The following is a 25,957-nucleotide window of genomic DNA, read 5'->3' as shown; positions in this document are numbered from 1 at the left end:
CGCGGTCGTTTCCCCTCGTGTCGGGCGCCGGCACGAGCATCGTTGGTTTAGTTCTCCGCCTCGCAGGAGAACAGGGTCTGCTTCGGCTTGCGGGCAAGCTCCTTTGCCAAGTCCTCGAGGTCCCCGTACTTCAGAACCTGCGCCTGGCAATGCTTCACGCAGGTGGGCTCATGCCCCTTCGCAACGCGGCCGGCGCACAGGTCGCACTGGTCGGTGGGCGCGGGCAGATAGCTGTACTGCCACGTCTTCGGGGCGTATTCCCACGGGCCCACCTCGTGCACCTTGATGCCCCACTGGTCGCTCGGGTAGCCATGCTCAAGCTGGCAGGCCACCTCGCAGGTGTGGCAGCCCGAGCACCACTCGTAATCGACGAGCAATCCTTTTGCTCCCATTGCCTATTCTCCTTCCCCTGCCGGATACATCTTGCAGATGGTGTTCTTGTAGTTCGCGCCGAAGCCGGAGGTGCCGCAGTCGTAGGGCAGGAGGTTCTCCACGGTGAGGTCCCACAGGTCGTAGAGCCCCTCGTCCAGCTCGCAGGGCGCCTCCGGGCGCCACCAGGCGTGGTCGGTGCTCACGGTGCGCTCGTTCACGATGGGGGTCTCGCAGACCTGGCGCTTGCAGCGTCCGTGCTGGTTCTCCAGCCACACCCAGTCCCCGTCTTTCACGCCGTGCCGCGCAGCCGTGTTCGGGTTGACGTACACGAGCGGCTCGGGATGAAGGGCGCGCAGGCGCGGTATCTGGCGGTGCTCCGAGTGGAACATGCTCCAAACGCGGGCGCCCGTGGTGAGCACGAGCGGGTATTCCTCGGCGAGCTCCGGTGTCGACCGGGGGCTGGGAACGGGCTCCTCGTACGAGGGGAGCGGGTCGAGGCCCAGGGAGTTGTACAGGGTGCTCCACAGCTCGATGCGCCCGGTTGCGGTCTGGAAACCGGGGTTGCCGTCGGTGCGCAGCAGGCCCTTCTCGTGCATGCGGTAGTCGAACGGCGGGTAGCCGGGTGCCAGCTCCTGCATCTCCTCGAAGGAATGCCCCGTCTCCTCCAGGATATCGGAGTACATATCCTCCACGGTTTCCCATGGCCAGGCTTCAGGCGAGATGCGCTTGCCGATGTCCAGGGTGATCTGCATGTCGGACCTCGACTCGCCCAGGGGCTCTATGGCCTTGTTGATGGTCTCGGCGCGCTGCGCCCCATCGCCGATGCGCAGGCCGTTGCGCTCCGCGTACGTGCAGGCGGGCAGAAAGTAGTCGGCCAGCGCCATGGCCGTCGGCGTCATGAACAGGTCGACGCACACGATGGTGTCGATGTTCATATGCGCGGCGAGGGTGCGCTTCGCATCGACGCCGGTGCAGGCCAGCGGGTTGGTGGTCTGCATCCAGGCGACCTTGATGGGATAGGGTTCGCCCGTTTCCAGGCACCTGATGTAGTCGTCGGTCACGCATTCCTGGAAGCCCATCTTGATGAGCGGGTGGGCCTCCTGTCCGATGCGCTTCGCCTCCTGCTCCGGCGTGAGGAACTCGGAGCCCCAGCCGGCGGCGTAGTTGAGGATGCTCGCAGGCTGCTGCATCGTGCCGGGCTTGCCGATGTTGCCGGTAATCTCGAACAGGGAGAGCACGGCCTGCGCCGTGGGGATGGTTTCCTTGATCTGGTCGATGGCCACGCCCCACTGGAGGATGGCCCGCTCGGCCGCTCCGATGCGACGGGCTGCGGCGGCTATCTCCTCTGCCGGGATCTCCGTGATCTCGGCGACCTCGTCAAGCGGGTAGTCCCGCGCGCGTTCCGCCAGCTCCTCGAAGCCGTAGCACCACAGGTCCACGAACTCGCGGTCGTACAGGTTGTTCTCCACAAGGTAGTTCACCATGCCGAGGGCCAGCGCGCCGTCGGTGCCGGGACGGATCTGCAGGAAGAGCTCGGCCCGCGCGGCGAGCCAGGTGAGGCGAGGATCGACGACGATGGCCTTCGTGCCCCGCTTCATGCAGTCCACGACCCAGTGCCCGTACAGGCCGTCGGAATTCGAGACGACGGGATTGTTGCCCCATATGACGATGAGGTCGGGACGCTCCCACTGCGGGTTGTCGTAGCGGTCGGGGAACTGCTGCGCGTAGTCGCCGACCCAAAACGACCCCGAGGTGGAGAAGCAGCCGGCGACGCGGGGCGAATAGCACGACTGCCCCGACATCATGAACACGAAGTTGGGGCTGTTGAACCCCCAGCACAAACGCGTGATGTACTGCCCGATGTCACGGCCGGTGCCGGAGTAGAACGCCACGGATTCCGGGCCGTATTCCTCCTTGGCGGCAAGGATCTTCCCGGCGATCTCGTCGAGCGCCTCGTCCCAGCCTATTTGCTCCCACTGGTTCTTGCCGCGATTCTCGGGGTCGCGCTTCAGGGGATGCAGGATGCGGTCCGGGGAATAGACGACCTCGGGCAGGTCGAGACAGCGGACGCACAGGCGTCCCTGGTTGAAGGGGTTCTCCGGATCTCCCTCCACTTTGACGAGCTTGCCGTCGTCATCGGTGTACAGCAGGACCCCGCACCCCAGGTGGCATCCCGGTGCCGACCAGCCGCACCCCCTGGTCACGTGGAGCCCGTCTTCTTCGTAGCGATAAGGCTTCTTGTGCTCGACGGTGGTGTAGTCTTTTTTCTCTGCCATCACACTCCCTCTCCTTCCGTCTCCCCATGCCTGCGGCTTCGGGCTCGGCGTCCGCCCGAGGCGGGATGCGCCAGGCCGAAGCCTTCGGGCACACCATCCCACAGCGGCGCGTGGCGGAAAATCGGGTGCGGGGCGTAAAGAGGGGTTTCGAGAGGTGATTTATGTATGTCTGCCCTCCTCATACCATCGGTATGAGGAGGGCAGATGTTCTTGAACGTGCAGGTCAGATGCGTCTACTTGGCGAAGGGGCCGTGCCAGGCGAAGCGGCCGAGGCTCGCGGGCAGCCCGTCGCGGGTGGGGCCGTGGTGGTGTCCGGAGGCGGGATGGAAGCCCTTGCCGCGCGCCTGCCCGCGCTGCGGGTCCTGCGCCTGCTGAGCCTCTTGGCGGCCTTGGCGCGCTTGCGCTCCCTGCCCGTTTTGCTCGCGCCGCCCATCCGATGCTCCGTGGGCTGCGGACGAGCCGTGCTGGCGGAACATCGCGCACCCGAGCGTGGCCGCGCGCCAGCCGCGGCCTCCTCCGCAGGGATCCTGCGGGCGCGCCGTCTCGGGCCATGGCTCGGGCTCGTGGTCGGTTCCGGAATCGCCGCCGCGGTAGAAGCCGCGCTTGCCGTCGCGTCCGAGCGGGTGCTTGCGCTCGTAGCGCTTGCCGCCCTTTCCGGATGCGCCGCCTTCCCGCTGCTCCGCCTTCTTCTTGCCGTCGCTTCCATCGCGGCCGTCCTTGCCTTCGCCCTGCTCCTTGCCCTTGCCGTTGCGTGTGCCGGAAGCCTCGGTTCCCTCGTGGTCAAGCGGGTGCTTCCGCTTGCCCATGAGCCATTCGCCGGCGGAGAGCTGCACGCCCATGGGCATGAAGCGCACGGAGACGGCCCCCACCTTGTTGTACCAGCCGGTCACGGCGCACAGCTCGCCGCGCATGAGCGCACGGTACACGCGGATGGCCGTCTCGTCGGCGTCCATGGAGAAGTACTTCCAAGCGGGCGCGTTCTGGATCCCGGCGTTCTTCGCGAAGTTCGTGCGCGTGGCGCCGGGGCAGGCGGTGGTCACGCTCACGCCCGTGCCACGCAGCTCGCGGGCGAGCGCGGTGGAGAACGACAGCACGAACACCTTGGCGGCGCCGTAGAGCGCGTTGTAGGGGCAGGGGGTCTTCGCCATCATGGAGCTCATGTTGAGGATGCGGCCGTGGCCGCGTTCGAGCATGGGCTGCAGGAACACGCGCGTGAGCTCGGCCAGGCTCGTGACGCTCACCTGGATCATGGCGCGGATGTCCGCGACTGGCAGGTCCGAGAACTGGCCGGCGGGGCTGTACCCCGCGTCGTTCACAAGGATGTCGATATCCTTGCCCGCCTTGCATACGCGCTTGAAGATGGTGCGCGCGGAATCCGGGTCGGACAGGTCGCAGGCTACGGGCAGCACGTCGACGCCGAGGATGCGCAGCTCCTCGGCCTGCTTCTCGAGAGCCTCCTCGTCGCGGGCTACGGTTACGAGATCGTATCCGTCGCTGGCGAACAGCAGGCACAGGGATTCGCCGATGCCGCTCGTCGCGCCGGTTACCAAAGCGGTTTGGGACATAGTGGTGCTCCTTTCGATCAGGGCGGCGGGAGCCGCATGCCGCGGCCTGCCCGGCGTCCGGACGTTTGCCCTCGCATCATAAAAGCGCCCAGCCGGTCCGTTCCGGACGTCGGCTGGGCGTTGCGAAGGCGCGACGCGCGCGCCACCGCCGCGAAATGCTCGGTGCGCGGGTCAGGCTTGCGCGCTGGGCGCCTCTGCCTCGGCTGCGGAAGGGGACGCCTCGTCGAGGCGCCGCATGCCCTTCGCGCCCACGGCGAGCACGGTGATGACGAACCAGCACGCCACCAGGCCGTAAGCGGCCGGCGCCTCGCCGAAGGCCGTCACAGCTGCCGAGGTGGCGAACACGGCCATGGGCGCCGCTACCATCACGAGCGAGTTCTGCGTGCCGAGCGCGCTGCCGCGGTCCTGCTCGGGGATGCGGTCGAGCATGAAGAACCCGAGGAGCGCCGAGGCGGGCCCGGCGCTCACGCCCAGGAGCACCGCGCCGAGCAGCATGACGGGGAAGTCGGGCAGCGTGCCGAGCACCGCCACGCCGGCCGCCATGCCCGCGAGCGAGAGCAGGTACCACGTGCGGCGCGCGAGGCGCGGCGCGAGGGCGGCGTAGCCGAGCGAGCTGGCCAAGAGGCCCAGCGACATGGCCGACAGCACGTAGCCCAGAAGCTCCGGCCGGCCGAGCTCGGTGAAGTGCACCGGCAGCACGAGCCCCTGGAACGATCCCATCACCATGATGATGCCGAAGGAGAGCAGCGTGGAGGCCGTGAGCACGCCGTCGGTGCGGAAGAGCACGCGCGCGCCGGTGCGCAGGGCGTCGAGCGCGGACGCCACGGCGCTGCGGCCCTCCGACGCACCTCCGTCCCGACGCAGGCCCTCCGCGCCCACCGAGCGCGGCACCGTGCAGGTGACGACGGCGGCTGCGAACGACAGTGCGGCCGTGAACCACAGCGACGTCACGCCGCCCACCGTGCCGATGAGGAACGCCGCGACGGCCGGCCCCACGATGGTGGTGAGCGAGTCGAGCGACTGGGTGAGGCCCATGAAACGCTGCAGGTCGGCCTTGTCGCGGGCCACCACGGCGGGCAGCAGGGCGTCGCGCGCCGTCATGCCGGGGATGTCGCCGATGGCTCCCAGCAGGCCGAGCGCCACGAACCAGCCGAAGTTGAGGCCCCACAGCATATCGACCACGGGGATGAGCGCGACGCTCGCCGCAGAGACGAGGTCGGACAGGATGGAGATGTCGCGACGGTTGAAGCGATCGAGGGCCGCGCCGCCCACGATACCGATGACCATCTGCGGCACGGCGCAGATGAGCGCGAGCGCGCCGGCGGCCAGCGCGTCGCCGGTGGTGGCCAGCAGGATGAGCGGCAGCGCCACCGCGGCGATGGAGTTGCCGAGGAGCGAGAGCGCGTTCGATGCCAAAAAGCGCGGCGCGATGCGGGTCGGGTGCGGGTTCGTGTGCATGGGAGGTTCCTTTCCGTTTCCGTCAGAAAGGAAGTAAAAACTACGACGTTGCGTCGGGGTCAAGCGAGCTGTGGTGGAATTATGAGGGAGGTCCGCGCTTGCGAGCGAACGAAGACTCGCCTACGGGGAACACCTTGAGGCTGTCGTTAGCGAATCGAAAGATCCCGTGCGGCTTCGCCATCTTCGCCCGTGGGATGACGCCCGCTCCCCCGATGACGATCGCCGAGGACGGCCCTTCGTCGAAAGCCCCTCTCCGAGTCACAGTAATCACCGCTGTGAAGCGTTTTGGCGGGTTTCAGTGCTCCCGCGCGTGCACTCGCGGCTTTCGCAAGAGCGTTTCCCCTGGTCGGGAAAGGCAAGGATGGGCAAACGCTCCTTGCGAGCTTCACCGCGGTGATTTCTGTGCATCCGAGACCCCGAAAACGCGAAGAACCGCGTCCGGCCGGAGTCCAATTGTGGGTAGGCGCCCTTTGCCGTTAAAGCGACCCTTTACAGTAAAGGGTCGCTTTTCAGCACGTGGGACCGTTGGCCTTCTTTGCGGGCGAGGATGCGGGATTTCATCTCCTCTTCCAGGCGATCTTCCGCATAGAGTTGAGCGGGGTTCAGACCCTTGCGCATAAGCTCGTCGACGAAGCGTTCCAGCTCGATGTCTTCCGGATTGGTCACGTCTTCCCAGTTGGCGGAATCGAGGCAGTCGATGAACGGGCCGATCATATCCAGCGCTTCCTCGACGAGCTGGTCGAGCTCCTCGCGTGGCGTATCGGCGGGCAGCTTGTCGAACCGATCGCTCATCGCCTTCATCTCCCCGAACAAGCCGAGTTGGTGGATTTTCTCCATCACGCGCTCGAGCTCGGCGGTGTCGGACTCGGTGTAGAGATGCCCCGTGATGAGCAGGGCTTCGCGCTCGCCGCTGGTGATGGCTCCCTCTTTGTAGTCGATGAGCGTCCGCACCGCTTGCGCGAACCGCACCGGTAGGTCGGGGTCGAGCCGCTCGGCCTTCAGCAGCGCGATCGTGCGGCGCTGCTCCTCTAGGCGCTCGATCTGGGCGGCCAGCTCGCGGTCGAGCTCGTCGAGGGCGTCGTCGGCACCCGCGCCGGCCGCGTGGGCGGGGCTCGCGTCCATCTGCTCGAGCACCTCGCCGATGCGGTCGAGCGAGAACCCGAGCGACGCGAGCCGTTTCACGCGCAGCACGCGCGCGAGGTCCTCCGCGCCGTAGTCGCGGTAGCCGTTCTGACCGCGCGGCGGCTCGGGCAGAAGGCCGATGGCGTGGTAGTGGCGCAGCGTGCGCACCGTGCAACCGGCCAGCTTCGCAATCTCGCTCGACTTCACAGGACGCCCCCCCGGCTATGGGCGCGGCGCGCGCACCATGCAGCGCTCCACCAGGTCGAATCCCGGCGCGCCTCGGCGCTCGACCGTCTCGAAGCCGAAGTGGCCGTAGATCTGCTCGAGGCGGTCGGTGTAGCAATCGAGGTAGCAGCGCAAGCCGCGCCGATCGGCCTCGTCCAGAAACGGCGTGAACAGGCGGCGGAACGCGCCCGTGCCGCGGCGGGCAGGATCGACGCCGGCCGAGATGAAGTAGATGAAATCCTCGTCGGCCCGTGCGCGCTCGAGCGGCCAGCTGGTGGAGGAGGCGAGGTCCATCGCTTCGGCGCGCGGCCCGAGGACCGCACCTTCCTCAGGCGTGAGCGTGGCGGCCATGAGCAGCGCCGACTTCCCCTCCAGCCGCTCCCAGCCGCCTTCGGGAAGCTCGCTGCGCAGGTAGACGTTCGCGGCCCCTGCATGGTCGGGCAGCGCATAGACGCACTGGTACGGCGCGGTGACGGCATAGTCCGACCGGATGGCGGCTTGCGTGACGGCCAGCTTGCGCTCATCGCTCATGCCGGGCACGTCGAGCCAGGTGACGTACCACATCTCCTCGAGGAAGCACGTGCCCACCATCTGGGCGAGGGCGTCAAGCTCGTCGGTTTGCTCGGGGCGCAGGGTGTCGAGTCCGGGCAGGTTCATGATCGATCCTTTGTCGCGATTCGGTTTCGGTTCGCCCTCGATTCTCGCATGACTTCCCGTCCCTGTCGAGCCGCGCTGCACAGCGCCTCCATACCGACACCCATGGCGCGGCCGTGCTGCAATCCGGCAGCACCGCTTCTTTTGTCGGACCGACCGCCCATCCGACGTCGCGCTTTGCGCGCGTTCCCGCCTGCGCAACGGTTGGTTGATTGCGCGGCAACGGCGGTGTTGCAAACGGGGCTGGCTCCCCGGGAGGCGGTGCGCCGTCCGGCAGAATCGTTCCCGTTCTCTCTAGACCATTCGGCTTGAAGGAGGCCCGTCGCTATGACTGCCAAAGATTTTCTCGACACCAACGATTTCACCAAGGACCAGCTGCTCGACATGATAGAGCTTTCCCGCGTGCTCAAGCGCTGCGTGAAGGCCGGCTACTTTCCCGAACTGTTGAGGCACAAGGCGCTCGGCATGATCTTCCAGCAGGTGTCAACCCGCACGCGCCTGTCGTTCGAGGGCGCCATGGCCGACCTCGGCGGCGATGCGCAGTTCTACGCGCCCGGTACCATCCAGCTGGGCGGCCACGAGACCATCGAGGACTCCGCGCGCGTGATGGGGCGCCTCCTCGACGTCATCATGGCGCGTGTCGACCGTCACGAGGACCTCGTCGAGCTGGCGAAGTACTCGCAGGTGCCTGTGATCAACGGCATGTCCGACTACAACCACCCCACACAGGAGATGGGCGACCTCCTCACCATGATCGAGCACTTGCCCGAGGGCAAGCGCATCGAGAACTGCAAGATGGTGTTCGTGGGCGACGCCACCCAGGTGTGCGTGTCCGAGATGTTCATCTGCTCGAAGATGGGCATGGACTTCGTGCAGTACGGCCCCGAGGGGCACCAGATCCGCGAGGACCTGCTTGAGATCGGCCGCAAGAACTGCGAGGAGTCCGGCGGCAGCGTCACCGTCACCGACAACCGCGAGGAGGCCATGAAGGACGCCGACTTCGTGTACACCGACGTGTGGTACGGCCTGTACGACAAGGAGCTGTCGAAGGACGAGCGCATGGCCATCTTCTACCCGACGTACCAGGTGACCGAAGAGCTCATGGCGATGGCCGCCCCGGACGCCAAGTTCATGCACTGCCTGCCCGCCTCGCGCGGCGAGGAGGTCACCGACGAGGTCATCGACGGTGCGCAGTCCATCTGCTGGGACGAGGCCGAGAACCGCAAGCACTCCATCCGCGGCCTGCTGGCGTGGTTCTGCCCGCAGGCGAAGGTCGACGAACCCGAGGCCGATGACGCTCGCGAGCAGCTGAACTACCTGCTGGAGGGCCTTGGGAAGCAAGGGGTTCCGACGGCCTGACGGCCCTCGGAACGAGTCGATGCTGCGGGCAGCCGCGGCGCCCGATCCTCGCGCGATGACGCGGGCTCGCGTACCGAAGCACGCGCCGCCCGCGCCATTCCACGAATCTGAAGCATCGCGGCTGCCCTCGCTGACTGACTACGCAAACCTGTGCGTGAAAGAAGGAAACCTATGGCAAAGAACAAGAAATTCCGCCTTATCGACGCGATCCTGTCGGTCATCACGGTCGTGTTCGTGGCGGAGGCGGCGGCGCCGGCCGCCGCTATCGGCAACTCGCAGTTCTTCTGGTGGATATTCCTCATTGTCGCATTCCTGCTGCCGTACGGCCTGGTGGTGAGCGAGCTCGGCACCACCTACGACGACGAGGGCGGTCTGTACGACTGGGTGCGCCGTGCGTTCGGCGACAAATGGGGCAGCCGCGTGAGCTGGTACTACTGGATCAACTTCCCGCTGTGGATGGCCTCGCTCGCGTTCCTCTTCCCCGAGACCATCGCCATGATCACGGGCATGGAGATAGGGCTGGTGCCGTCGCTCGTCATAGAGCTGGCGTTCATCTGGATCGTCGTGTTCCTCAGCTTCTCGAAGGTGTCGGACTCGGCGTGGATCCTCAACCTGGCGGCCGTGCTCAAGGTGGGCATCGCCGTGGTGGTGGGCGGCTTGGGCATCTGGTACGCCGTGAACTACGGCTTCGCGAACGACATGGCGCCGGCCACGTTCCTGCCGTCGCTCGACTCGAACAGCCTCACGTACCTGTCCATCATCCTGTTCAACTTCATGGGCTTCGAGGTCATAACCACCTACGTGGGCTCCATGGAGAACCCCAGCAAGCAGATTCCGAAGGCCATCATCGCCGGCGGCATTGCCATCGCGGCGCTGTACCTGTTCAGCTCGTTCGGCATCGCGGCGGCCATCCCGGCGCTCGACATCTCGCTCGACTCCGGCATCATGGACGCGGTGGGCATCATGGCCGGCGTGGGCAGCGTGCTGTTCGTCGTGGTGGGCATCGTGTTCCTCATCACGCTGTTCGGCAACATGGTCAGCTGGTCGTTCGGCGTGAACTTCGTGGCCGAGCACGCCGCACGCAAGCAGAACATGCCGCATGTGTTCGCGCACGAGAGCAAGAAGAACCAGATGCCCACCGGCGCGGCCATCGTCAACGGCATCGTGGCCAGCGTGCTCGTGCTGCTGTCGCCCGTGATGGAGCTGGCCGGCTTCGACGGCTTCTTCTGGATCTTCTTCTCCATGAACATCGTGTTCCTGCTGATCAGCTACATTCCCATGTTCCCGGCGTTTTTGAAGCTGCGCTCGGTCGATCCGGCCGCGAACCGCGTGTTCAAGGTGCCGGGCGGGCGCGGCGTGCTGCTGGTGGTAACGTGGCTGCCCGTGGTGCTGCTCGTGCTGTCCATCATCGCCACCATCGTGCCGCTGAACGGCTCCGAGGCCGAGATGTCGAAGATACCCATGCTCATCGGCGTGATAGCGTTCGTCATCCTCGGCGAGATCGTGCGCGTGTGGTCGGCCCGCGGGCGCGACGACCACTACGGCGGCATGGGCACGCACGGCGATCCGTTCGCCTACGACGTGGCGCACGGCTTCGAGGAGGAGCCCCCCTCCGAGGAGGTCGCCATGGAGGAGGACATGCTCATCGGCCGCGAGCCGCGCGATCTGGTGTAGCGCGCCGGCCTTGCGGGGCGCTCCGCCGCGCAGGCGCACGCCACTCGCGCGGGCGCCCTGCCTCGGCGAGGGACGCGGCTCCCAAGGCGCGGCTCTCGCCTGGGTGTGGCGCCCCGCCCCGCACCTGCTATGTTGTAACGACGTTCGAAAGGACCTGACCTATGGAAACCATTTACGAAGAGCAGTCCACCCCGAGGCAGGACGGCTACCGCATGCCCGGCGAGTTCGAGCCGCAGGAGCGCATCTGGATGCTCTGGCCGCACCGTCCCGACAACTGGCGCGACGGCGCAAAGCCCGCGCAGAAGGCGTTCGCCGAGGTGGCGCGCGCCATCGCCCGCTTCGAGCCCGTGATCATCGGTGCGAAGCCCGAGGACTACGAGGCCGCCCGCTTCGAGATGTCCGAGGATGACAACGTCATGGTCATCGAGATGACCTCGGACGACTCGTGGATCCGCGACTGCGGCCCCACGTTCGTGAAAAACGACGACGGCGACGTGCGCGCGGTGCACTGGCACTTCAATGCCTGGGGCGGCCTGTACGACGGCCTTTACTTCCCCTGGGACCAGGACGCGCTGGTGGGCGTGAAGGTGGCCGACCTCGCGCGCGCCGTGCGCTACCGCCCCGACACGTTCGTGCTGGAGGGCGGCTCCATCCACGTGGACGGCGAGGGCACCGTCATGACCACGGAGATGTGCCTGCTGTCGCCGGGCCGCAACCCGGAGCTCTCGAAGGAGGACATCGAGGGCTATCTGCGCGAGTACCTGAACGTGGAGAAGATCATCTGGATCAAGGACGGCATCGACCCCGACGAGACGAACGGCCACATCGACGACGTGGCGTGCTTCGTCCGCCCCGGCGAGGTGGCCTGCATCTGGACCGACGACGAGGACAACCCGTTCTACGAGGCCGCCCATGCCGCCTACGACACGCTGTCGCAGGCCACCGACGCGAAGGGCCGCCAGCTGAAGGTGCACAAGCTCACCATGCCGAAGGTTCCCACCTATATGTCGCAGGAGGAGGTGGACGCCATCGACGTGGTGGAGGGCACGCTGCCGCGCACGACCGACGATTACGCCATCGCCTCGTACATGAACTTCCTCATCGTGAACGGCGCCATCATCTTCCCGCAGTACGGCGACGAGTACGATGAGTTGGCCCGCGAGCAGGTGCAGGCCATGTTCCCCGACCGCGAGATCGTGGGGGTGCCCACCCGCGAGATAGCCTACGGCGGCGGCAACATCCACTGCATCACCCAGCAGGAGCCCGCCCGCAGGTAGGTTCCGCAGCTAGAAGCGCCCGGCCGACCCCGTCTGACTCGTACAGGCGGGGTCGGCGCCTTTACCGCAGCACCACGGCCTGCGCGCCCAGGGCGTAGTAGCGGGCGGCGAACGTGGCCAGGGGATAGGAAACCTGGCCGGCCAGGGAGTCGCTGACCAGCACGGTGCCGGCGTCCAGGTCGTAGCCGCGCACCACCACGCAATGGCTGTTCGTGACAAGGCGGTACGTGCGGCCTTCTTCCTGCGCGGTGCGGTAGCACGCGCCGGGCTCGTCCAGGCCAATGGTGCACCATACGACGACGGGGTTGCCGGCGGCCGCCTGGGCGAGCACGTCGCGGAAGGCCGCACCTGTCAGGTCGGTTGCCTCGAGGCTGGACCCGTGGGCGGCCAGGTAGGCCGACGCCGCGTCCGCGATGGCGGGGGCCATGCAGGAGTGCCCGTTGGGGGAGGAGGGATCGCCCATGAAGGCGTGCACGAAGTCGTCGGCGCTCGTGGGCAGCCACTCCTGGGCCATCTCGGTCTTCTGAAGGACGAAGCCGCAGGCCAGAAGCGCGTTCGTGAGCGCTACCGACTCGCAGCCGGTGGGGAGCTCGGGGTACTGCTGCAGGGCCGGCACGTCAAGGGACGCGCTGCGCGGGAGCTCGGCGGCGGCCTGCAGCTGGGCGGCTTCGGCGGCGGCCCGCGCCTCGAGGTCCACGTCGGCCGCCGCCGAAGGCGAGGTCGTGAGCGGCAGGGCGAGCGCAAGGGCCAGCACGAGAGCCGCAGCGCCGAAGCAGGCGAGGGCCGCCTTGCAACGTGCCAGGACGCTTCCCGCCCGCGCCACGCGGCTCTGCGCGAACAGCGGCCGGGAACGGCGGGCGCCTTCGACGCAGGGGCGGCGCCGGTACGGCGTGGTGCCGGGGAAGGTATTCTGGCGACGGGTCGGTCGGTACGGCATAGGTGCCCCTTCGAGCGGTTTCCTTTGGTGCCGAGGTTAGCGCCCGAACTTGAAAGCAAGCTGAAAGAACGGGCGAACCTGCATGCGCACCATCACGGCTCCTCGGTTACCGAGCCGTTACCAAGAACACGCGCGAGGAAGCCGAACTGTTTCGCCGGCCGCGGAATCTCCTCAATTTCGTGGATCAGGCGCGGGCGCGCCCCGAGGAGCGGCCCGAGCCGCCCTGCATGTGCGCCCTAGGTGCAGCCCGCCCTGCGCACGCGCTTTGGGCAGCCCGCGCTATCTTGCACTCCCCCCGGCGTCGTTTCTCTGCTTGCCGCATAACCTCCAGATTTTCGATAGGCCCGCGCAAGAAGGGAGGTGCGTTTGCTACCCTTGCGTTGTCGCATCGGGACTGCTGCTTCGCATCCTGTGCGAGATTTTTTGAAAACACCCCTTGACCCTCCCCGTGCAGGAGGCTGTTGAATGCGATGAGAAGGAGGTGAGAACCATGTTCTACATCGGAGAGTTCTCGAAGATGGGCAAGACCACCATCAAGACGCTGCACCACTACGACCGCATCGGGCTTCTGCGCCCGGCTGCCGTGGACGGCGCGACGGGCTACCGCCTGTACACCACGTCCCAGCTCGTCGACCTGCACCGCATCCAGGCGCTGCGGCAGGCGGGCCTGTCGGTGGACGAGGTAGCCGCCATCGAGGGCGGCGCCGACCCGCGTCCCATCCTCGCACGACGCCGTGAGCTCGTCGAGCGGGAACTCGCCGCGCGCCAGGAACGCCTCGCGCGTATCGCATTCATGCTCTCAGACGAAGGAAAGGGGTTTTCCATGAACTATCAAGCCACCATCAAGGACCTGCCCAGCTGCATCGTGTTCTCCAAGACCATGACCGTGCCCGACTTCTCCGCGTACTTCGAGGTGATTCCCGCCCTCGGCCGCGCCGTGAAGGAGGCCAACCCGAACCTCAAGTGCGCCACGCCCGAGTACTGCTTCATCACGTACCTCGACGGCGAGTACAAGGAGCGCGACATCACCATCAAGTACAGCGAGGCCGTGGAGGAGTACGGCGTGGAGTCGGACGGCATCGTGTTCGAGGAGGCGCCGGCGGTCACCGTTGCGTCCGTGATGCACCGCGGTTCCTACGCCGACCTGCCGCGCGCCTACGCGTTCGCCATGGACTGGATCGAGCAGAACGGCTACCGCGCGTCCGGCCTCGCCCGCGAGAGTTACATCGACGGCATATGGAACTGCGCCGACGAGTCCCAGTGGCTCACCGAGATCCAGGTTCCCATCGAGAAGAGGTAGCGTGTGGCCGGGGCGCGGAACGGCCGCCGCGCCCCGGCTTGCGCTCTAGTCGTCGAGCAGCTCGAACCCGTAGCAGTCGGTGTCCTGCGTCGTGTGGAAGATGCGGCGCACAGTGAGCGTGTCGTCCGTGCACGTGTAGTACACCCAGTAGCGCTTCACGAGCTTGCGCCGGTAGGCCGGATGCTCGAGGTCCTCGTCGAAGAACGGCTGGCCGAGCTCCGGCATCTCGGTCGCGCGCTCGATGGCGGCGAAGATCGCGTTGGCGGTGTCGCGCGCAGCTTGCGGCGACTTCAACGTGAGCGCGATGTAAGCGAGAATGCCGTCGAGGTCGGCGCTTGCGCGCGGCCTGAACTCAATCTCGCGCATGAAGTTGCTCCGCCGATTCGATGAGCTTGTCAACGCGCGTCTTCACTTCGTCGAAGGGAATGGCGGCCGGCCGATATTTCTCCTCGATCTCCGCTTCGCGTAGCTTGCGTACGGCGCGCTCATGGCGCAAGTGCTCGTCGTAGGCCTCGCTGTCGATGACGACGAGCGAGGCCGCGCCGTTTTTCGTCATGATGATGGGCTCGCGCGTCTCGCGCGCCAGACTCTCGATATCGTTCAACCGTGTTCGCAAGTCGCTGATGGGCCGTATCTGAGGCAGTGCAGCCTGCATGCTCATGGACGTCCTCCTTGTTATAAATAAGTAACTTATTTATAACATAATAAAAGACTGCCAGCAAGCACGCATCGTCTTACCGGTGGACCCCCCACCCGAACAGCCCGCAACCCGCTCCCCAGTGACGCAGAGCACGCAGCTTGACCCCCTGCGAAAGAGTCCACCACCCTGCCGGTCGGCGCCCCGCCCGTGCAGCACGCCGAGCTTTCGCGAAGTGTGCGAGAAGCGCTGCACGGGCGGGGCGCCGACCGGCAGGGTGCCCACGCCCCCTATTTCATCAGCATCTTCAGCAGCTTCATCTTCGTATCGTCAAAAGGCGGGTTGCGGATGGGCATCTCCAGCCACGTGCCCTTCTTGAGCGTGGACTTGTAGTGGGTGAAGCAGTCGAAGCCCACCTTGCCGTGGTAGGCGCCCATGCCGGAGTTGCCCACGCCGCCGAAGCCCATGTGGTTGTTCGCCAGGTGGATCACCACGTCGTTCACCGTGGCGCCGCCGAAGGGCAGGCGCGTGAGCACGCGGTGCTGCACCTGCTTGTCGTCGGAGAACACGTAGCAGGCGAGCGGTTTCTCGAAGGCGCGCACGATGTCGAAGGCCTGGTCGAGCGAGCGGTACGTGAGCACGGGCAGCACCGGCCCGAATATCTCCTCGCCCATGATGGGGTCGTCGAGCGTCACGCCCCGCAGGCACGTGGGCTCGATGCGCAGCGTCTCGGGGTCGCCGTGGCCGCCGAACGCCACCGTCGCGTTCGGATTGCGTCGCTCGATGAGTCCCATAACGCGCTCGAAGTGGCGCTGCGAGATCATGTGCGGCCACTGCTCGCACGCCAGGATGTCCTGCCCGTAGTACTGATGGAAGCACGCGTCGAGCTGCGACACGAAATCGTCCACGACGTTCTCGTGCACGAGGAGGTAGTCGGGCGCCACGCACGTCTGCCCTGAGTTGATGCCCTTGCCCCAGGCCACGCGTTGGGCTGCGCGCTTCACGTTGGCGGTCTCGTCCACGATGCAGGGGCTCTTCCCGCCCAGTTCCAGCACCACGGGCGTGAGGTGCTTCGCCGCCGCCTCCATGATGGTGCGGCCCACGCCCGGGCTGCCGGTGAAGAAGATCTGGTCCCAGCGCACGTCCAGCAGCCAGTCGTTCATGGCGCCGGAACCGGGGAAGCCGCATACGAATTCGGGCGGGAACACGTTCGCCAGGATATCGATCAGAAGCTCGCTCGTGGCCTTCGAGGTGCGCGAGGGCTTGAGCGCCACGCAGTTGCCGGCCGCGATGGCGTCCACCATCGGCACGAGCGCCAGCTGCACGGGGTAGTTCCACGGCGAGAGCACCAGCACGACGCCCAGCGGGCTCGGGTACACCTTCGACGTAGAGTGGAAGTGCACGAGCGGCGTGGGCACCCGGCGCGGGCGCGCCCACTTGGACAGGTGCCTCACGCACGTGTTGATCTCGTCGTAGACGAGGCCGAGCTCGGTAGCGTAGCCCTCGAACGCGGCTTTTCCCAGATCGGCGTGCAGCGCCTCCAGGATGCGCGCCTCGTTGGCCTTGAGGTAGGCCTTCAGCTTCACGAGCGCCTCGCGGCGGTAGTCAACCTGCAGCGTGGCGCCCGTCTGGAAGAAGGCGCGCATCCGCTGCGCGGCGGCTTCCACGTCGGCGAGGCTTGCGAAGGTGGGGATGTTGGTCATGCTCGTGCCTTTCTCGTTACCTTCGTAGGGCAAGGGCTCTGTCCTTGCCGCTCGACCTGCGATGGCGTCCCCTATTGACTGCAAGGGCAGAGCCTTTGCCCTACGGGGGAACCTGCCTAGTACGTTGCTTCCAGGATCTCGAGGGCGTCGTCCAGCGTGATCTCGGCCTCGTTGTACAGGGCGGCGCCGTCGTAGCGGGCCTGCCTCGCCACGGCGGGAAGCTGGTCGTGCGCCACGCCCAGCTCCGACAGCTTGAGCGGCACGCCGTACTGCTCGTGGCAGTGCTCGTTCATGGCGAACAGCGCATCGCAGAAGGCCAGGTCGCGCTCGGCTGGCATCGCCTGCGGCCCCAGCTCGGCCGCGCGCGCGGGCGCCAGGTGGGACAGCAGCTCGCCGTAAAGCCCGGCGTGCACGCCATGGTAGAGGTTGAAGCGCACGCAGTGGGGAAGGAGCATCATCATGGCCTGGCCGTGCGGGATGTGGCAGAGGCCGCCGAGCGAGTGCCCGAGCGCGTGCACGATGCCCACCATGGCGTTGCTGAACGCCGCCCCCGCCATGAGCGATCCGAGTGCCAGGCTCGTGCGCGCATCGACGTTCGCGCCGTCGCGGCAGGCCGTGGGCAGGTTGGCCGCGATGAGCTCGATGGCCTTCACCGCGAACGCGTCGGACACGGGGTTCTTCTGGATGGACGTGTACGCCTCCACGGCGTGCGTGAGCGCGTCCATGCCGGTGGTGGCCGTGAGCTTCGGCGGCAGCGACGCCGTGAGCGCCGGGTCGAGGATGGCCGCGTGCGGCACCAGCTTGTAGGACGTGAACGAGAGCTTCGCATGCTTCTTCGTGTCGGCCACCACGGCCACGAGCGTTACCTCGCTGCCGGTGCCGGCGGTAGTTGGCACGGCGATGAACGGCGGCAGGTCGGCGTGCAGGATCTCCGAGCCCTGCAACGTGGCGAAGTCCACGCCCTCGCAGGCGAGCGAGGCGGCCGCGCCCTTCGTGGTGTCGATGACCGAGCCTCCGCCGATGGCCACGAACCCGTCGCAGCCGCGCTCGGCGTAGAGGCGCGCCACCTCGTTCACCACGTCCATGGACGAGTCGGGCGGCACCTGGTCGAACACCTCGTAGGCCACGCCGGCCGCGTCCAGCACGTCGGTGAGCTTGGCGGCCACGCCCAGCTTCACCAAGCCCGCGTCCGTCATGACCAGCGGATGCACCACGCCGCGGTCGGCCAGCTCATCGGGCAGCTTGTCCAGCGCGTGCGACCCCGCGATGATCTTGGTGGGGCAGCAGAATTCGAATGCTTTCACGGCTTCTCCTTCGCCTTCTCGGGAAAACTTGCCACAGCCTCCGTTCTTGTCCAGCGCCATGATCAGGTCATATGCTGCATCTACGCAGGTCGAACGCTTGCGAAGGTGCGGCCGAAAACAGAGGCTGTGGCATGTTCCGGGGCACCGTCTCCCTTTCTCCTACGGCGTTGCCGCCGTCGGTCTGCGATACGCGCGCCGCCAGCCGAAGAACATCTTCAGCAGCGCCGTGAACAGATAGGTGAGGGCCACGCCCGTGTCGTTGGGACCGCGCGTGGAGAACGCGCGCTGCGCGAGGGCGTCCTTCAGCGTCAGGCCGCCCGAAAAGCAGCCGAACGCATAGGCCGGCGAGCGGAAGTCGATGACGTAGTCCACAGCCACGGCGTCCGCATCGGCGCTGGCCAGCCCGCTTCCCGGCTCGACGTCGCGGGCAACGCGCGCGGGCGGAATGCGCTCGAACGAGCCGCGGCCGGTGCGGCGGCATGTGCAGGCCAGGTCGGTGCCGCGCACAGACAGCATGAACGTATAGCCCGGCGCCAGGTAGGCCACCTCGGCGCGGATCTTCGGCGAAACGTGCCGGAGCAGCGTTATCAGGTGCGGCAGCAGGCGCAGCAGCACGCGTACGTACAGCGCTTGGAGGCGTTGGGCGGCGGTTCGCCGCGGAGGCGTTTGGTCGGACATGGGCGCTCCTTGCACATCCTCGATGACGATGCCTCTCATGATAGCACGCCCCTTCTCGCATCTCCTGCGCGGCCCGCCCCGCGGCCTGCGTCAGCCGATGTACGCCCTGTACACCAAACGGTGTAATTCCATGACGCGAAGATGACAATTGCGTTGAAGGAAACCTGATCAGGAGCCACGCGTGATATGGTAGGCCCATCACCTACCTAAGCGAAGCGATCATCGACCACAACGATACCCAAGGAGCGTGAACCACATGACCGATACGCACGGCAACACCCCCGGCGGCCCCGTCCCGCCGACTTCGGGCGACGAGCATGCCCAGCATGCCGCCCAAACGGGGCAGCAGCCTTACTACCAGCAGTCCTACCAGCAACCGTACCAGGCGCAGCACACGCCCGGCCAGGTGACGGTGGAGAAGAAGTCGCACGGCCTGCGCACGTTCCTGCTCGCGTTCGCGGGCGCGGCGCTCGCCTGCGTCATCGGGCTGGGCGGCTTCGGCATCTGGCAGGCCGCTACCGGCGCCGACAAGGGCGGCGGCTCCGACTCCGGCTCGTCCACGCAGCTGGGCTCGCAGAACTCCGGCAGCATCAACGCCACCGATGCCGAGTCCGACCAGACGCTGGCCGAGGCCGTGGCGCAGAAGGCGCTGCCCTCCGTGGCCGCCATCGACGTGTACGCGAACCAATCCAACATGGGCGGCATGTACGGCTTCGGCGGCGGCTCCAACTCCGGCTCCGGCAGCACGCTCACGCAGGCCTCGCTCGGCAGCGGCGTCGTGCTCACCGACGACGGCTACATCATCACGAACTACCACGTCATCGCAGGCGGCGACGCCTACAAGGTCACCATCGAGGGCGAGACCTACGACGCCGAGGTCGTGGGCAGCGATCCCAGCTCCGACATCGCGGTCATCAAGGCCAAGGACGCCAGCGGCCTCAAGGCCATCGAGATCGGCAACTCCGACGACCTCATCATCGGCGAGTGGGTCATGACCATCGGCAGCCCGTTCGGCCTTGAGCAGTCCGTCGCCACCGGCATCGTGTCGGCCACGAGCCGTTCGCAGATCATGGATTCCAGCACCGACCAGTACGGCCAGAGCTCCGGCGAGACCACCATCTACCCGAACATGATCCAGACCGACGCGGCCATCAACCCCGGCAACTCCGGCGGCGCGCTCGTGGACGCCGACGGCAAGCTCATCGGCATCAACACGCTGATCACGTCCTACTCGGGCAACTACTCCGGCGTCGGCTTCGCCATCCCGGTGAACTACGCGGTGAACCTCGCGCAACAGATCATCGACGGCAAGACCCCGACCCACGCGCAGCTCGGCGTGTCCCTGTCCACGGTGAACGCCCAGAACGCCCAGCGCTACGGCCTGTCGGTCGACGAGGGCGCCTACGTGGCCGCCGTCAGCGCGGGCTCCGGCGCCGCCGAGGCCGGCCTGCAGGAGGGCGACATCATCACGAAGTTCGACGGCCAGAAGGTGGAGTCCGCAAGCGACCTCATGCTGGACGTCCGCTCCAAGAACCCTGGCGACAAGGTGAAGCTGGAGGTCAATCGCAACGGCGAGACGAAGGAGGTCGAGGTCACGCTCGGCTCCGACGAGAGCTCGCAAAGCGCCTCCACCCAGCAGAACAGCGCGCAGGAATCCCTGCTCGAGCGCCTGCTCGGCGGCGGCAGCGGGTCCAGCGAGAACGCGGCGTAAGGGCTGCGGGCGGCTACCTGCCGCCCGTCTGCTCATTGCGTGAACTGCCTGGAAAAGGCCGTGCGAACTGCGCGGCCTTTTCCATTTTCGGGTAAGATTGAGGCAACGTATGCACATATGACGGTCATCGAAGGGGTTGGTCATGGCTGAGGATAGGGCGAAGGCGGAGGAGAACGTCGAGGAGCTTGAGAAGTGGGCGCGCGTGCGCGAGCGCGGGTATGCGTACCCGCGCGTGCTGCTGAAGCTCTCGGGCGAGGCGCTGGCGGGCGACGTGGGGTACGGCATCGACCCGAAGGTGGTCGACGCGCTGGCCGACGAGATTGCCGACATCGTCGAGGACGAGGTGGAGGTGGCCGTGGTCGTGGGCGGCGGCAACATCTTCCGCGGCCTGGCGGGAAGCGCCGAGGGCATGGACCGCGCCCAGGCCGACTACATCGGCATGCTGGCCACCGTCATGAACGCGCTGGCCCTGCAGGACGCCTTCGAGCGCCACGGGATCTTCTCCCGGGTGCAGAGCGCCATCACCATGCAGGAGGTTTCCGAGCCCTACATCCGCCGCCGCGCCGTGCGCCACCTGGAGAAGGGCCGCGTGGTCATCCTGGCCGCCGGCACGGGCAACCCCTACTTCACCACCGACACCACGGCCGCCCTGCGCGCCTGCGAGCTCAACGTGGACTGCCTCATGAAGGCCACGAAGGTGGACGGCGTCTACGACAGCGACCCGTCCAAAAACCCGGACGCCAAGCGCTTCGACCGCATCAGCTACATGGACGTGCTGTCGAAGGGCCTCAACGTCATGGACTCCACGGCCACCTCGCTGTGCATGGACAACCACATGCCCATGATCGTGTTCGATCTGACGGTCGAGGGCAACATTTCGCGCGCTTTGAAGGGCGAAAACGTTGGAACCACGGTAGAATAGAGATGCATCCGCGCCCCGGCGCGGCGATCGGTGCGCGCCGCCGCACCGCAGGGAGTTGGGTGAAAGGAGCCGATCATGGTTGATGATATTATGTTGCAGGCCGAGGAGCGCATGGAGCGTGCGCTCGCGTCGCTGAGCGAGGCGTTCGGCTCCGTGCGCACGGGGCGGGCGAACGCCCTGCTGCTCGACCGCATCAAGGTGGACTACTACGGCGTGCCCACGCCGGTGAACCAGATGGCCGGCATCAAGACGCCCGACGCGCATATGCTGGTCATCGAGCCGTGGGACAAAGGCGTGCTGGGCGCCATCGAGCATGCCATCATGGAGAGCGACCTGGGCGTCACGCCGTCGAACGACGGCTCGTGCATCCGCCTGCCGTTCCCCTCGCTCACCGAGGAACGCCGCCGCGAGCTGGTGAAGCAGTGCAAGGGCTATGCCGAGGAGGCCCGCGTCGCGGTGCGCAAGGCGCGCCAGGACGCCAACGCCGCCCTCGATCGCTGCGTGAAAGACGACAACCTCCCCGAGGACGACGAGCGCCGCGCCCAGGCCGAGGTGCAGAAGCTCACCGACAAGTACGTGGCCCAGGTGGACGAGGCCTTCAAGAAGAAGGAAGCCGAAGTGATGGAAATCTAGGGGTTCCGCGGGCCTCCGGCCCGCGGAACTGCTCGACGCTGCGAAGCGTCGATGCGCCCGATCTCGCGGCGAAGCCGATGACTCGCGTACCGAAGTACGCTTCGCCATCGCCTTCCCCACGATCTCGAACACCTCGACGCTTCTCGCTGACTTACTACGCCAACCTGTGGGATTTGAATCAACCTGCGCGGTTGGCGTGCGACTTGAAAGCAGTGCTTCCTTGAACAAACCGCTCGACTACATATTCCCGAACCCTCCCGCCGACCTCGATCCGACGCGGCTCGACCCTGCGGCGGTGCCCGAGCACGTGGCCGTCATCATGGATGGCAACGGCCGCTGGGCCAAGGAGCGCGGCAAGAACCGCCTGTTCGGCCACAAGGCCGGCATCGAGGCGGTGCGCGAGACCATCCGCTGCGCGTCGGACGTGGGCGTGCGCTACCTCACCATCTACTCGTTCTCGTCCGAGAACTGGAAGCGGCCGCAGGACGAGGTCATCGGCCTCATGAACCTGTTCGCCACCACGATGCTTGCCGAGGTGGACGGCCTGCACGAGGAGCACGTGCGCGTGATGACCATCGGGCGCACCGACGAGCTGCCGAAGAAGACGCGCGACGCGTTCGCGAAGGCGTGGGAGAAGACGAAGGACAACGACGGCATGACGCTCGTGGTGGCCGTGAACTACGGCGGCCGCGTGGAGATGCTGGACGCCATGCGATCGCTCATGGACGAGGCCCATGCCGCGGCGCGCGCCGGCCGCGCGCCCGAGGAGCTCACCGAGGAGTCGTTCGCCCGGCACTTGTACACGGCGGACATCCCCGACCCCGACCTGCTCATCCGCACGAGCGGCGAGATGCGCGTGTCGAACTTCCTGCTGTGGCAGATCGCCTATTCCGAGTTCGTGTGCACCGACGTGCTGTGGCCCGACTTCGACCGCTACGAGCTCCTGCGGGCGCTCTTGGAGTTCCAGGGGCGCGACCGCCGGTTCGGGGCGGTGAAGTAGGATGGAGCCGCGGCGGGCCGACGAGGCGGTTCCGGAAGAGGACGACCGCACGCGCAAGGAGCGGCTCAAGGACTTCGCACAGGACAAGACGCCGAAGAAGCTGAAGAACCCCACGAACTTCCAGGTGCGTTTCCGCACCGGGTTCGTCTACATCGTCGTGTCCGTGGTGTGCGTGCTGGCCAGCGAGTGGACCACGCTCGCGCTGCTCGTGGCCATGGCCGGCATCACGGCCGGGGAGTTCTACTACATGCTGCGCCAGGACGCGAAGCTGCCGAACGAGATGCTGGGCATCATCGCCGCCATGCTGTATCCCGTGAGCGTGTTCTTCCTCGGGTTGGACGGGGCGCTGTACGTGAGCCTGGCGCTGCTCTTGGCGCTTATCGTGTGGTACGTGTTCTGGATGCGGGCGCGCGTGCCCGACGTGGGCGTGAGCTTCTTCGGCGCCGCGTACTGCGGCATGCTGCTATCGGGCATCATCGTGGTGCGCGAGGCGCTGCCGGCGCCATGGGGCGGCGTGCTGGTGCTGGGCATCCTCTTGAGCGTATGGGCCAACGACTCGTTCGCCTACTTGGTGGGAAGCAAGTTCGGCAAGCACAAGCTGGCCCCGCGCACCTCCCCGAAGAAGAGCTGGGAGGGCTTCTTCGCCGGGCTCGCGGGCTCCGCGGTTTTCTGGTGCCTGATGACGCTCGTGCCCGGTGTGACCATGTCCATCCCGCAGGCCATCCTGTTCGGCTTGGCGAGCGGTCTCATGGGCGTGCTCGGCGATCTGGCCGAGAGCCGCATCAAGCGCAACTCCGGCTTCAAGGACTCCGGCACCATCATGCCGGGGCACGGCGGCCTGCTCGACCGTTGCGACTCGCTGTTCCTGGTGGCCGTGACTTCGGCCATCTTGCTGGTGGCGGGAGGCTGCATACCGTATTAGGCTCCGCTGCTCTAGGAGGCACGTATGAAACGCATCGTCGTACTGGGGTCGACCGGCTCCATCGGCACGCAGACGCTCGACGTGGCGCGCCGCCATGCCGACAAGCTGGAGGTGGTGGCGCTCGCCGCGGGCACGCGCGCGGAGGAGCTGCTGGCGCAGGCACGGGAGTTCGGCGTGCGCCACCTGGCCGTGGGAGACGGACGCCTGGCAGGCGAGCCGGTGGCCGACGAGCTGGCCGCGCAGGCGCGCGGCGGCGCGCTGCCGGCGGCGGATGCGCCGTCGTCGCTTGCCGAGGCCGTGGCGCGCCGCAGCGCGGGCGGCGAGGGCTCGCTCGGGTTCGGTGCGCAGGCCGTGGCCGACCTCGTGCGGCTGCCGGAGGCCGACATCGTGGTGAACGCGCTCGTGGGCGCGGCCGGGTTGCGTGCCAGCTACGAGACGCTGCGCGCCGGCAAGGTGCTCGCGCTGGCCAACAAGGAGTCGCTTGTGGTGGGCGGCGACCTCATCATGCCGCTGGCCGCGCAGGTGGACGCGCAGCGCCGCGCAGCCGGCGCGGCGCCCGCCGTCGGGCCCGCCGGAGCGCTCATGCCCATCGACTCGGAGCACGGCGCTATCTACCAATGCCTCTTGGGCGAGGACGCGCGCGAGGTCGCCCGCCTGTGGGTGACGGCATCGGGCGGCCCGTTCCGCGGCCGCACGCGCGACGAGCTTGCGCACATCACGCCCGCCCAAGCGCTCGCGCACCCCACGTGGAACATGGGTGCGAAGATATCCATCGACTCATCCACGCTCATGAACAAGGGGCTCGAGGTCATCGAGGCGCATCACCTGTTCGCCATGCCCTACGACCGCATCAGCGTGGTGGTGCAGCCGCAGAGCGCCATCCATTCCATGGTGGAGTACTCCGACGGCAGCGTGAAGGCGCACCTCGGCACCACCGACATGCGCATCCCCATCCAGTTCGCGCTGTCGTATCCCGAGCGCTGGGACGCGCCGGTCGCGCCGCTCGACTTCACGAAGCTGGGCTCGCTCGAGTTCGCTGCGCCCGACACCGACACGTTCCGCTGCCTGGCGCTCGCGCGCGCGGCCGGCGAGCGCGGCGGCACGCTGCCCTGCGCCATGAACGCCGCGAACGAGGTGGCCGTGGCGGCGTTCTTGGCCGAGGAGGGCACGTACTTGGGGATAGCCGCCTGCGTGGAGGCCGTCATGGACGCCCACGACGTGCAGCCCGTGGAGAGCCTGGAGCAGCTGGAGGCCGTGGACGCCTGGGCCCGCGCAAGGGCCCGGGAGTGGATCGCGGCGCAGTAAGGGGCGGCCGCGCTCTTGCGGGGACGAAGGGGAAGGGGCTCGGCATGGAAGAAGCCGGAGAAGGGCGTGGGACCAGGCGGGATCCTTTCCGCCTGGTGATCTGTGCGGCCGTCGCCGTCTCGCTCGGCCTTCTTGCGGTGGCAGGGGGCGTCCCGGCGCCCGAGCCGTCGGGAGAGCCCCTCGTGCAGGTGGTGAAAAGCGCGAAGCAGTTCCCCAACCGGGTAACGGAAGGCCGCGCGTCACTCGGGTATCCTGACGGCCTGTGGGTGATCGCGGAGATGGAGCCCGGGACTTCGAACATGATGGGCAGGGAGATCGCCGGTTCGCAGAAGGTGGTGGGCGATGACAACTTCTCCCACGGGTTCTACGTGGAGGAGTTCACAGGGATGAGCTTCGACGATCTGCGGGGCTATACCGAGAAGGCGCAGGAGGAGGCGCGCAAGGCGGCCGATGCGCTGGAAGAGAGATTGCGTGATCCGAAAACCTCGGATGCGCAGGCTGCCATGTGGTCTTCGTTTCTGGAGAACCTTCGAAAACGCGTCTACCTCGAGCCGCAGCTTGTGGTCTTGGACGGGTGCCGCGGCTTGATCTGGGATACCGTCGTGCCCTACGAAAACGATGGGTTCGTCACGAGATCCTGCTTTGCAGAAATCGACGGGGACACGGTGGGTTTCGTATACTGTGGGTTCTACCAGCACGAATACGACGACGACCCCGCGTTTTGGGACGACATCCTCGCCAGCCTCGAGGTACGCTAGAGAAAACGCCGGTCACCGTGCGGCTCGCCGCCGGCCTGCCGCCGCCCGATTCGCCGTCCGGCCTGCTGCAACCTGGCCTGTCGCTGCCCGACCCGCCGTCGTCCGGCCTGCTGCAGCCGGCTTCTCGTGTGCATTTTCCACAGGGCTTGTAGGTTTTTCCCGCAC

23 protein-coding genes are annotated in these 25,957 nt (G+C 66.9%); 11 read left to right on the top strand and 12 right to left on the bottom strand.

Annotated features, from left to right (window positions below):
* Nucleotides 1-47 precede the first annotated feature (47 nt).
* From BN3560_RS04975 to BN3560_RS04950, 6 genes are all read right to left on the bottom strand, one after another.
* Nucleotides 48-392, bottom strand: a complete 345-nt coding sequence (locus BN3560_RS04975; RefSeq protein ID WP_096227233.1) for a 4Fe-4S dicluster domain-containing protein — start codon at nt 390-392, stop codon at nt 48-50.
* Between the two features lie 3 nt (nt 393-395).
* Nucleotides 396-2,648 (bottom strand): molybdopterin-dependent oxidoreductase, encoded by a 2,253-nt coding sequence (locus BN3560_RS04970; RefSeq protein WP_096227232.1) that lies wholly within the window; start codon nt 2,646-2,648, stop codon nt 396-398.
* Nucleotides 2,649-2,881: 233 nt separating this feature from the next.
* The gene (locus BN3560_RS14675; RefSeq protein ID WP_231897345.1) at nt 2,882-4,213 is read right to left on the bottom strand and encodes an SDR family NAD(P)-dependent oxidoreductase; all 1,332 of its coding nucleotides are present in this window, start codon (nt 4,211-4,213) and stop codon (nt 2,882-2,884) included.
* A gap of 171 nt (nt 4,214-4,384) precedes the next feature.
* Nucleotides 4,385-5,671, bottom strand: a complete 1,287-nt coding sequence (locus BN3560_RS04960; RefSeq protein ID WP_096227231.1) for an MFS transporter — start codon at nt 5,669-5,671, stop codon at nt 4,385-4,387.
* Nucleotides 5,672-6,160: 489 nt separating this feature from the next.
* Nucleotides 6,161-7,000, bottom strand: a complete 840-nt coding sequence (locus tag BN3560_RS04955) for a MerR family transcriptional regulator (RefSeq protein ID WP_096227230.1) — start codon at nt 6,998-7,000, stop codon at nt 6,161-6,163.
* A gap of 15 nt (nt 7,001-7,015) precedes the next feature.
* Nucleotides 7,016-7,675 carry a GNAT family N-acetyltransferase gene (locus BN3560_RS04950; protein ID WP_096227229.1) on the bottom strand — a complete coding sequence of 220 codons (660 nt, stop codon included), beginning with the start codon at nt 7,673-7,675 and terminating at the stop codon, nt 7,016-7,018.
* A 324-nt stretch (nt 7,676-7,999) separates the two neighbouring features.
* Here BN3560_RS04950 and ptcA point away from each other — a divergent pair, with 324 nt between their 5' ends.
* From ptcA to aguA, 3 genes are all read left to right on the top strand, one after another.
* Nucleotides 8,000-9,031 (top strand): putrescine carbamoyltransferase, encoded by a 1,032-nt coding sequence (gene ptcA, locus BN3560_RS04945; protein WP_096227228.1) that lies wholly within the window; start codon nt 8,000-8,002, stop codon nt 9,029-9,031.
* 171 nt (nt 9,032-9,202) lie between these two features.
* Nucleotides 9,203-10,705, top strand: a complete 1,503-nt coding sequence (locus tag BN3560_RS04940; RefSeq protein WP_096227227.1) for an APC family permease — start codon at nt 9,203-9,205, stop codon at nt 10,703-10,705.
* Between the two features lie 161 nt (nt 10,706-10,866).
* Complete coding sequence (gene aguA, locus BN3560_RS04935) at nt 10,867-11,982, top strand: agmatine deiminase (RefSeq protein WP_096227226.1); 1,116 nt, start codon at nt 10,867-10,869, stop codon at nt 11,980-11,982.
* A gap of 61 nt (nt 11,983-12,043) precedes the next feature.
* On the opposite strand, the gene BN3560_RS04930 is transcribed toward aguA, so the two are convergent.
* Nucleotides 12,044-12,919 (bottom strand): C39 family peptidase, encoded by an 876-nt coding sequence (locus BN3560_RS04930; protein ID WP_096227225.1) that lies wholly within the window; start codon nt 12,917-12,919, stop codon nt 12,044-12,046.
* 490 nt (nt 12,920-13,409) lie between these two features.
* Here BN3560_RS04930 and BN3560_RS04925 point away from each other — a divergent pair, with 490 nt between their 5' ends.
* Nucleotides 13,410-14,219, top strand: a complete 810-nt coding sequence (locus tag BN3560_RS04925) for a MerR family transcriptional regulator (protein WP_096227224.1) — start codon at nt 13,410-13,412, stop codon at nt 14,217-14,219.
* A 45-nt stretch (nt 14,220-14,264) separates the two neighbouring features.
* Here BN3560_RS04925 and BN3560_RS04920 read toward each other — a convergent pair whose 3' ends face one another.
* The 5 genes from BN3560_RS04920 to BN3560_RS04900 form a co-directional block, all read right to left on the bottom strand.
* Nucleotides 14,265-14,585 (bottom strand): type II toxin-antitoxin system RelE/ParE family toxin, encoded by a 321-nt coding sequence (locus BN3560_RS04920; RefSeq protein ID WP_096227223.1) that lies wholly within the window; start codon nt 14,583-14,585, stop codon nt 14,265-14,267.
* Entirely contained in the window at nt 14,572-14,880 is a 309-nt protein-coding gene (locus tag BN3560_RS04915; protein ID WP_096227222.1) for a type II toxin-antitoxin system Phd/YefM family antitoxin, read from the bottom strand. Before BN3560_RS04915 ends, BN3560_RS04920 begins: the two co-directional genes overlap by 14 nt.
* Before the next feature lie 266 nt (nt 14,881-15,146).
* The gene (locus BN3560_RS04910) at nt 15,147-16,559 is read right to left on the bottom strand and encodes an aldehyde dehydrogenase (RefSeq protein WP_096228585.1); all 1,413 of its coding nucleotides are present in this window, start codon (nt 16,557-16,559) and stop codon (nt 15,147-15,149) included.
* A gap of 116 nt (nt 16,560-16,675) precedes the next feature.
* On the bottom strand, nt 16,676-17,863 hold the full coding sequence (locus BN3560_RS04905) for an iron-containing alcohol dehydrogenase (protein WP_096227221.1): 1,188 nt from the start codon (nt 17,861-17,863) through the stop codon (nt 16,676-16,678).
* A gap of 159 nt (nt 17,864-18,022) precedes the next feature.
* Nucleotides 18,023-18,541 carry a D-alanyl-D-alanine carboxypeptidase gene (locus BN3560_RS04900; protein ID WP_087191430.1) on the bottom strand — a complete coding sequence of 173 codons (519 nt, stop codon included), beginning with the start codon at nt 18,539-18,541 and terminating at the stop codon, nt 18,023-18,025.
* 256 nt (nt 18,542-18,797) lie between these two features.
* Between BN3560_RS04900 and BN3560_RS04895 the strand changes: the two genes are divergently transcribed.
* The 7 genes from BN3560_RS04895 to BN3560_RS04865 all read left to right on the top strand — a co-directional run bounded on the left by BN3560_RS04895 (nt 18,798) and on the right by BN3560_RS04865 (nt 25,792).
* Nucleotides 18,798-20,252, top strand: coding sequence for a S1C family serine protease (locus BN3560_RS04895; protein ID WP_015538974.1), 1,455 nt, complete (start codon nt 18,798-18,800; stop codon nt 20,250-20,252).
* A gap of 142 nt (nt 20,253-20,394) precedes the next feature.
* Nucleotides 20,395-21,174 carry a UMP kinase gene (gene pyrH / locus BN3560_RS04890; protein ID WP_154270384.1) on the top strand — a complete coding sequence of 260 codons (780 nt, stop codon included), beginning with the start codon at nt 20,395-20,397 and terminating at the stop codon, nt 21,172-21,174.
* A gap of 75 nt (nt 21,175-21,249) precedes the next feature.
* Complete coding sequence (gene frr, locus BN3560_RS04885) at nt 21,250-21,807, top strand: ribosome recycling factor (protein ID WP_096227220.1); 558 nt, start codon at nt 21,250-21,252, stop codon at nt 21,805-21,807.
* A gap of 220 nt (nt 21,808-22,027) precedes the next feature.
* Nucleotides 22,028-22,807: an isoprenyl transferase gene (locus tag BN3560_RS04880; protein ID WP_096227219.1), complete on the top strand. Its 780-nt coding sequence runs from the start codon at nt 22,028-22,030 to the stop codon at nt 22,805-22,807.
* Nucleotide 22,808: 1 nt separating this feature from the next.
* Nucleotides 22,809-23,729: a phosphatidate cytidylyltransferase gene (locus BN3560_RS04875; RefSeq protein WP_087191405.1), complete on the top strand. Its 921-nt coding sequence runs from the start codon at nt 22,809-22,811 to the stop codon at nt 23,727-23,729.
* Between the two features lie 24 nt (nt 23,730-23,753).
* Nucleotides 23,754-25,034: a 1-deoxy-D-xylulose-5-phosphate reductoisomerase gene (dxr, locus tag BN3560_RS04870; protein WP_096227218.1), complete on the top strand. Its 1,281-nt coding sequence runs from the start codon at nt 23,754-23,756 to the stop codon at nt 25,032-25,034.
* A gap of 44 nt (nt 25,035-25,078) precedes the next feature.
* On the top strand, nt 25,079-25,792 hold the full coding sequence (locus BN3560_RS04865; protein ID WP_096227217.1) for a hypothetical protein: 714 nt from the start codon (nt 25,079-25,081) through the stop codon (nt 25,790-25,792).
* The last annotated feature ends 165 nt before the right edge of the window (nt 25,793-25,957 follow it).

It is taken from the genome of Gordonibacter urolithinfaciens (genome assembly GCF_900199375.1).
GTDB classification, from domain to species: Bacteria; Actinomycetota; Coriobacteriia; order Coriobacteriales; family Eggerthellaceae; genus Gordonibacter; species Gordonibacter urolithinfaciens.
This window is presented reverse-complemented; position numbering and strand designations above follow the sequence as displayed.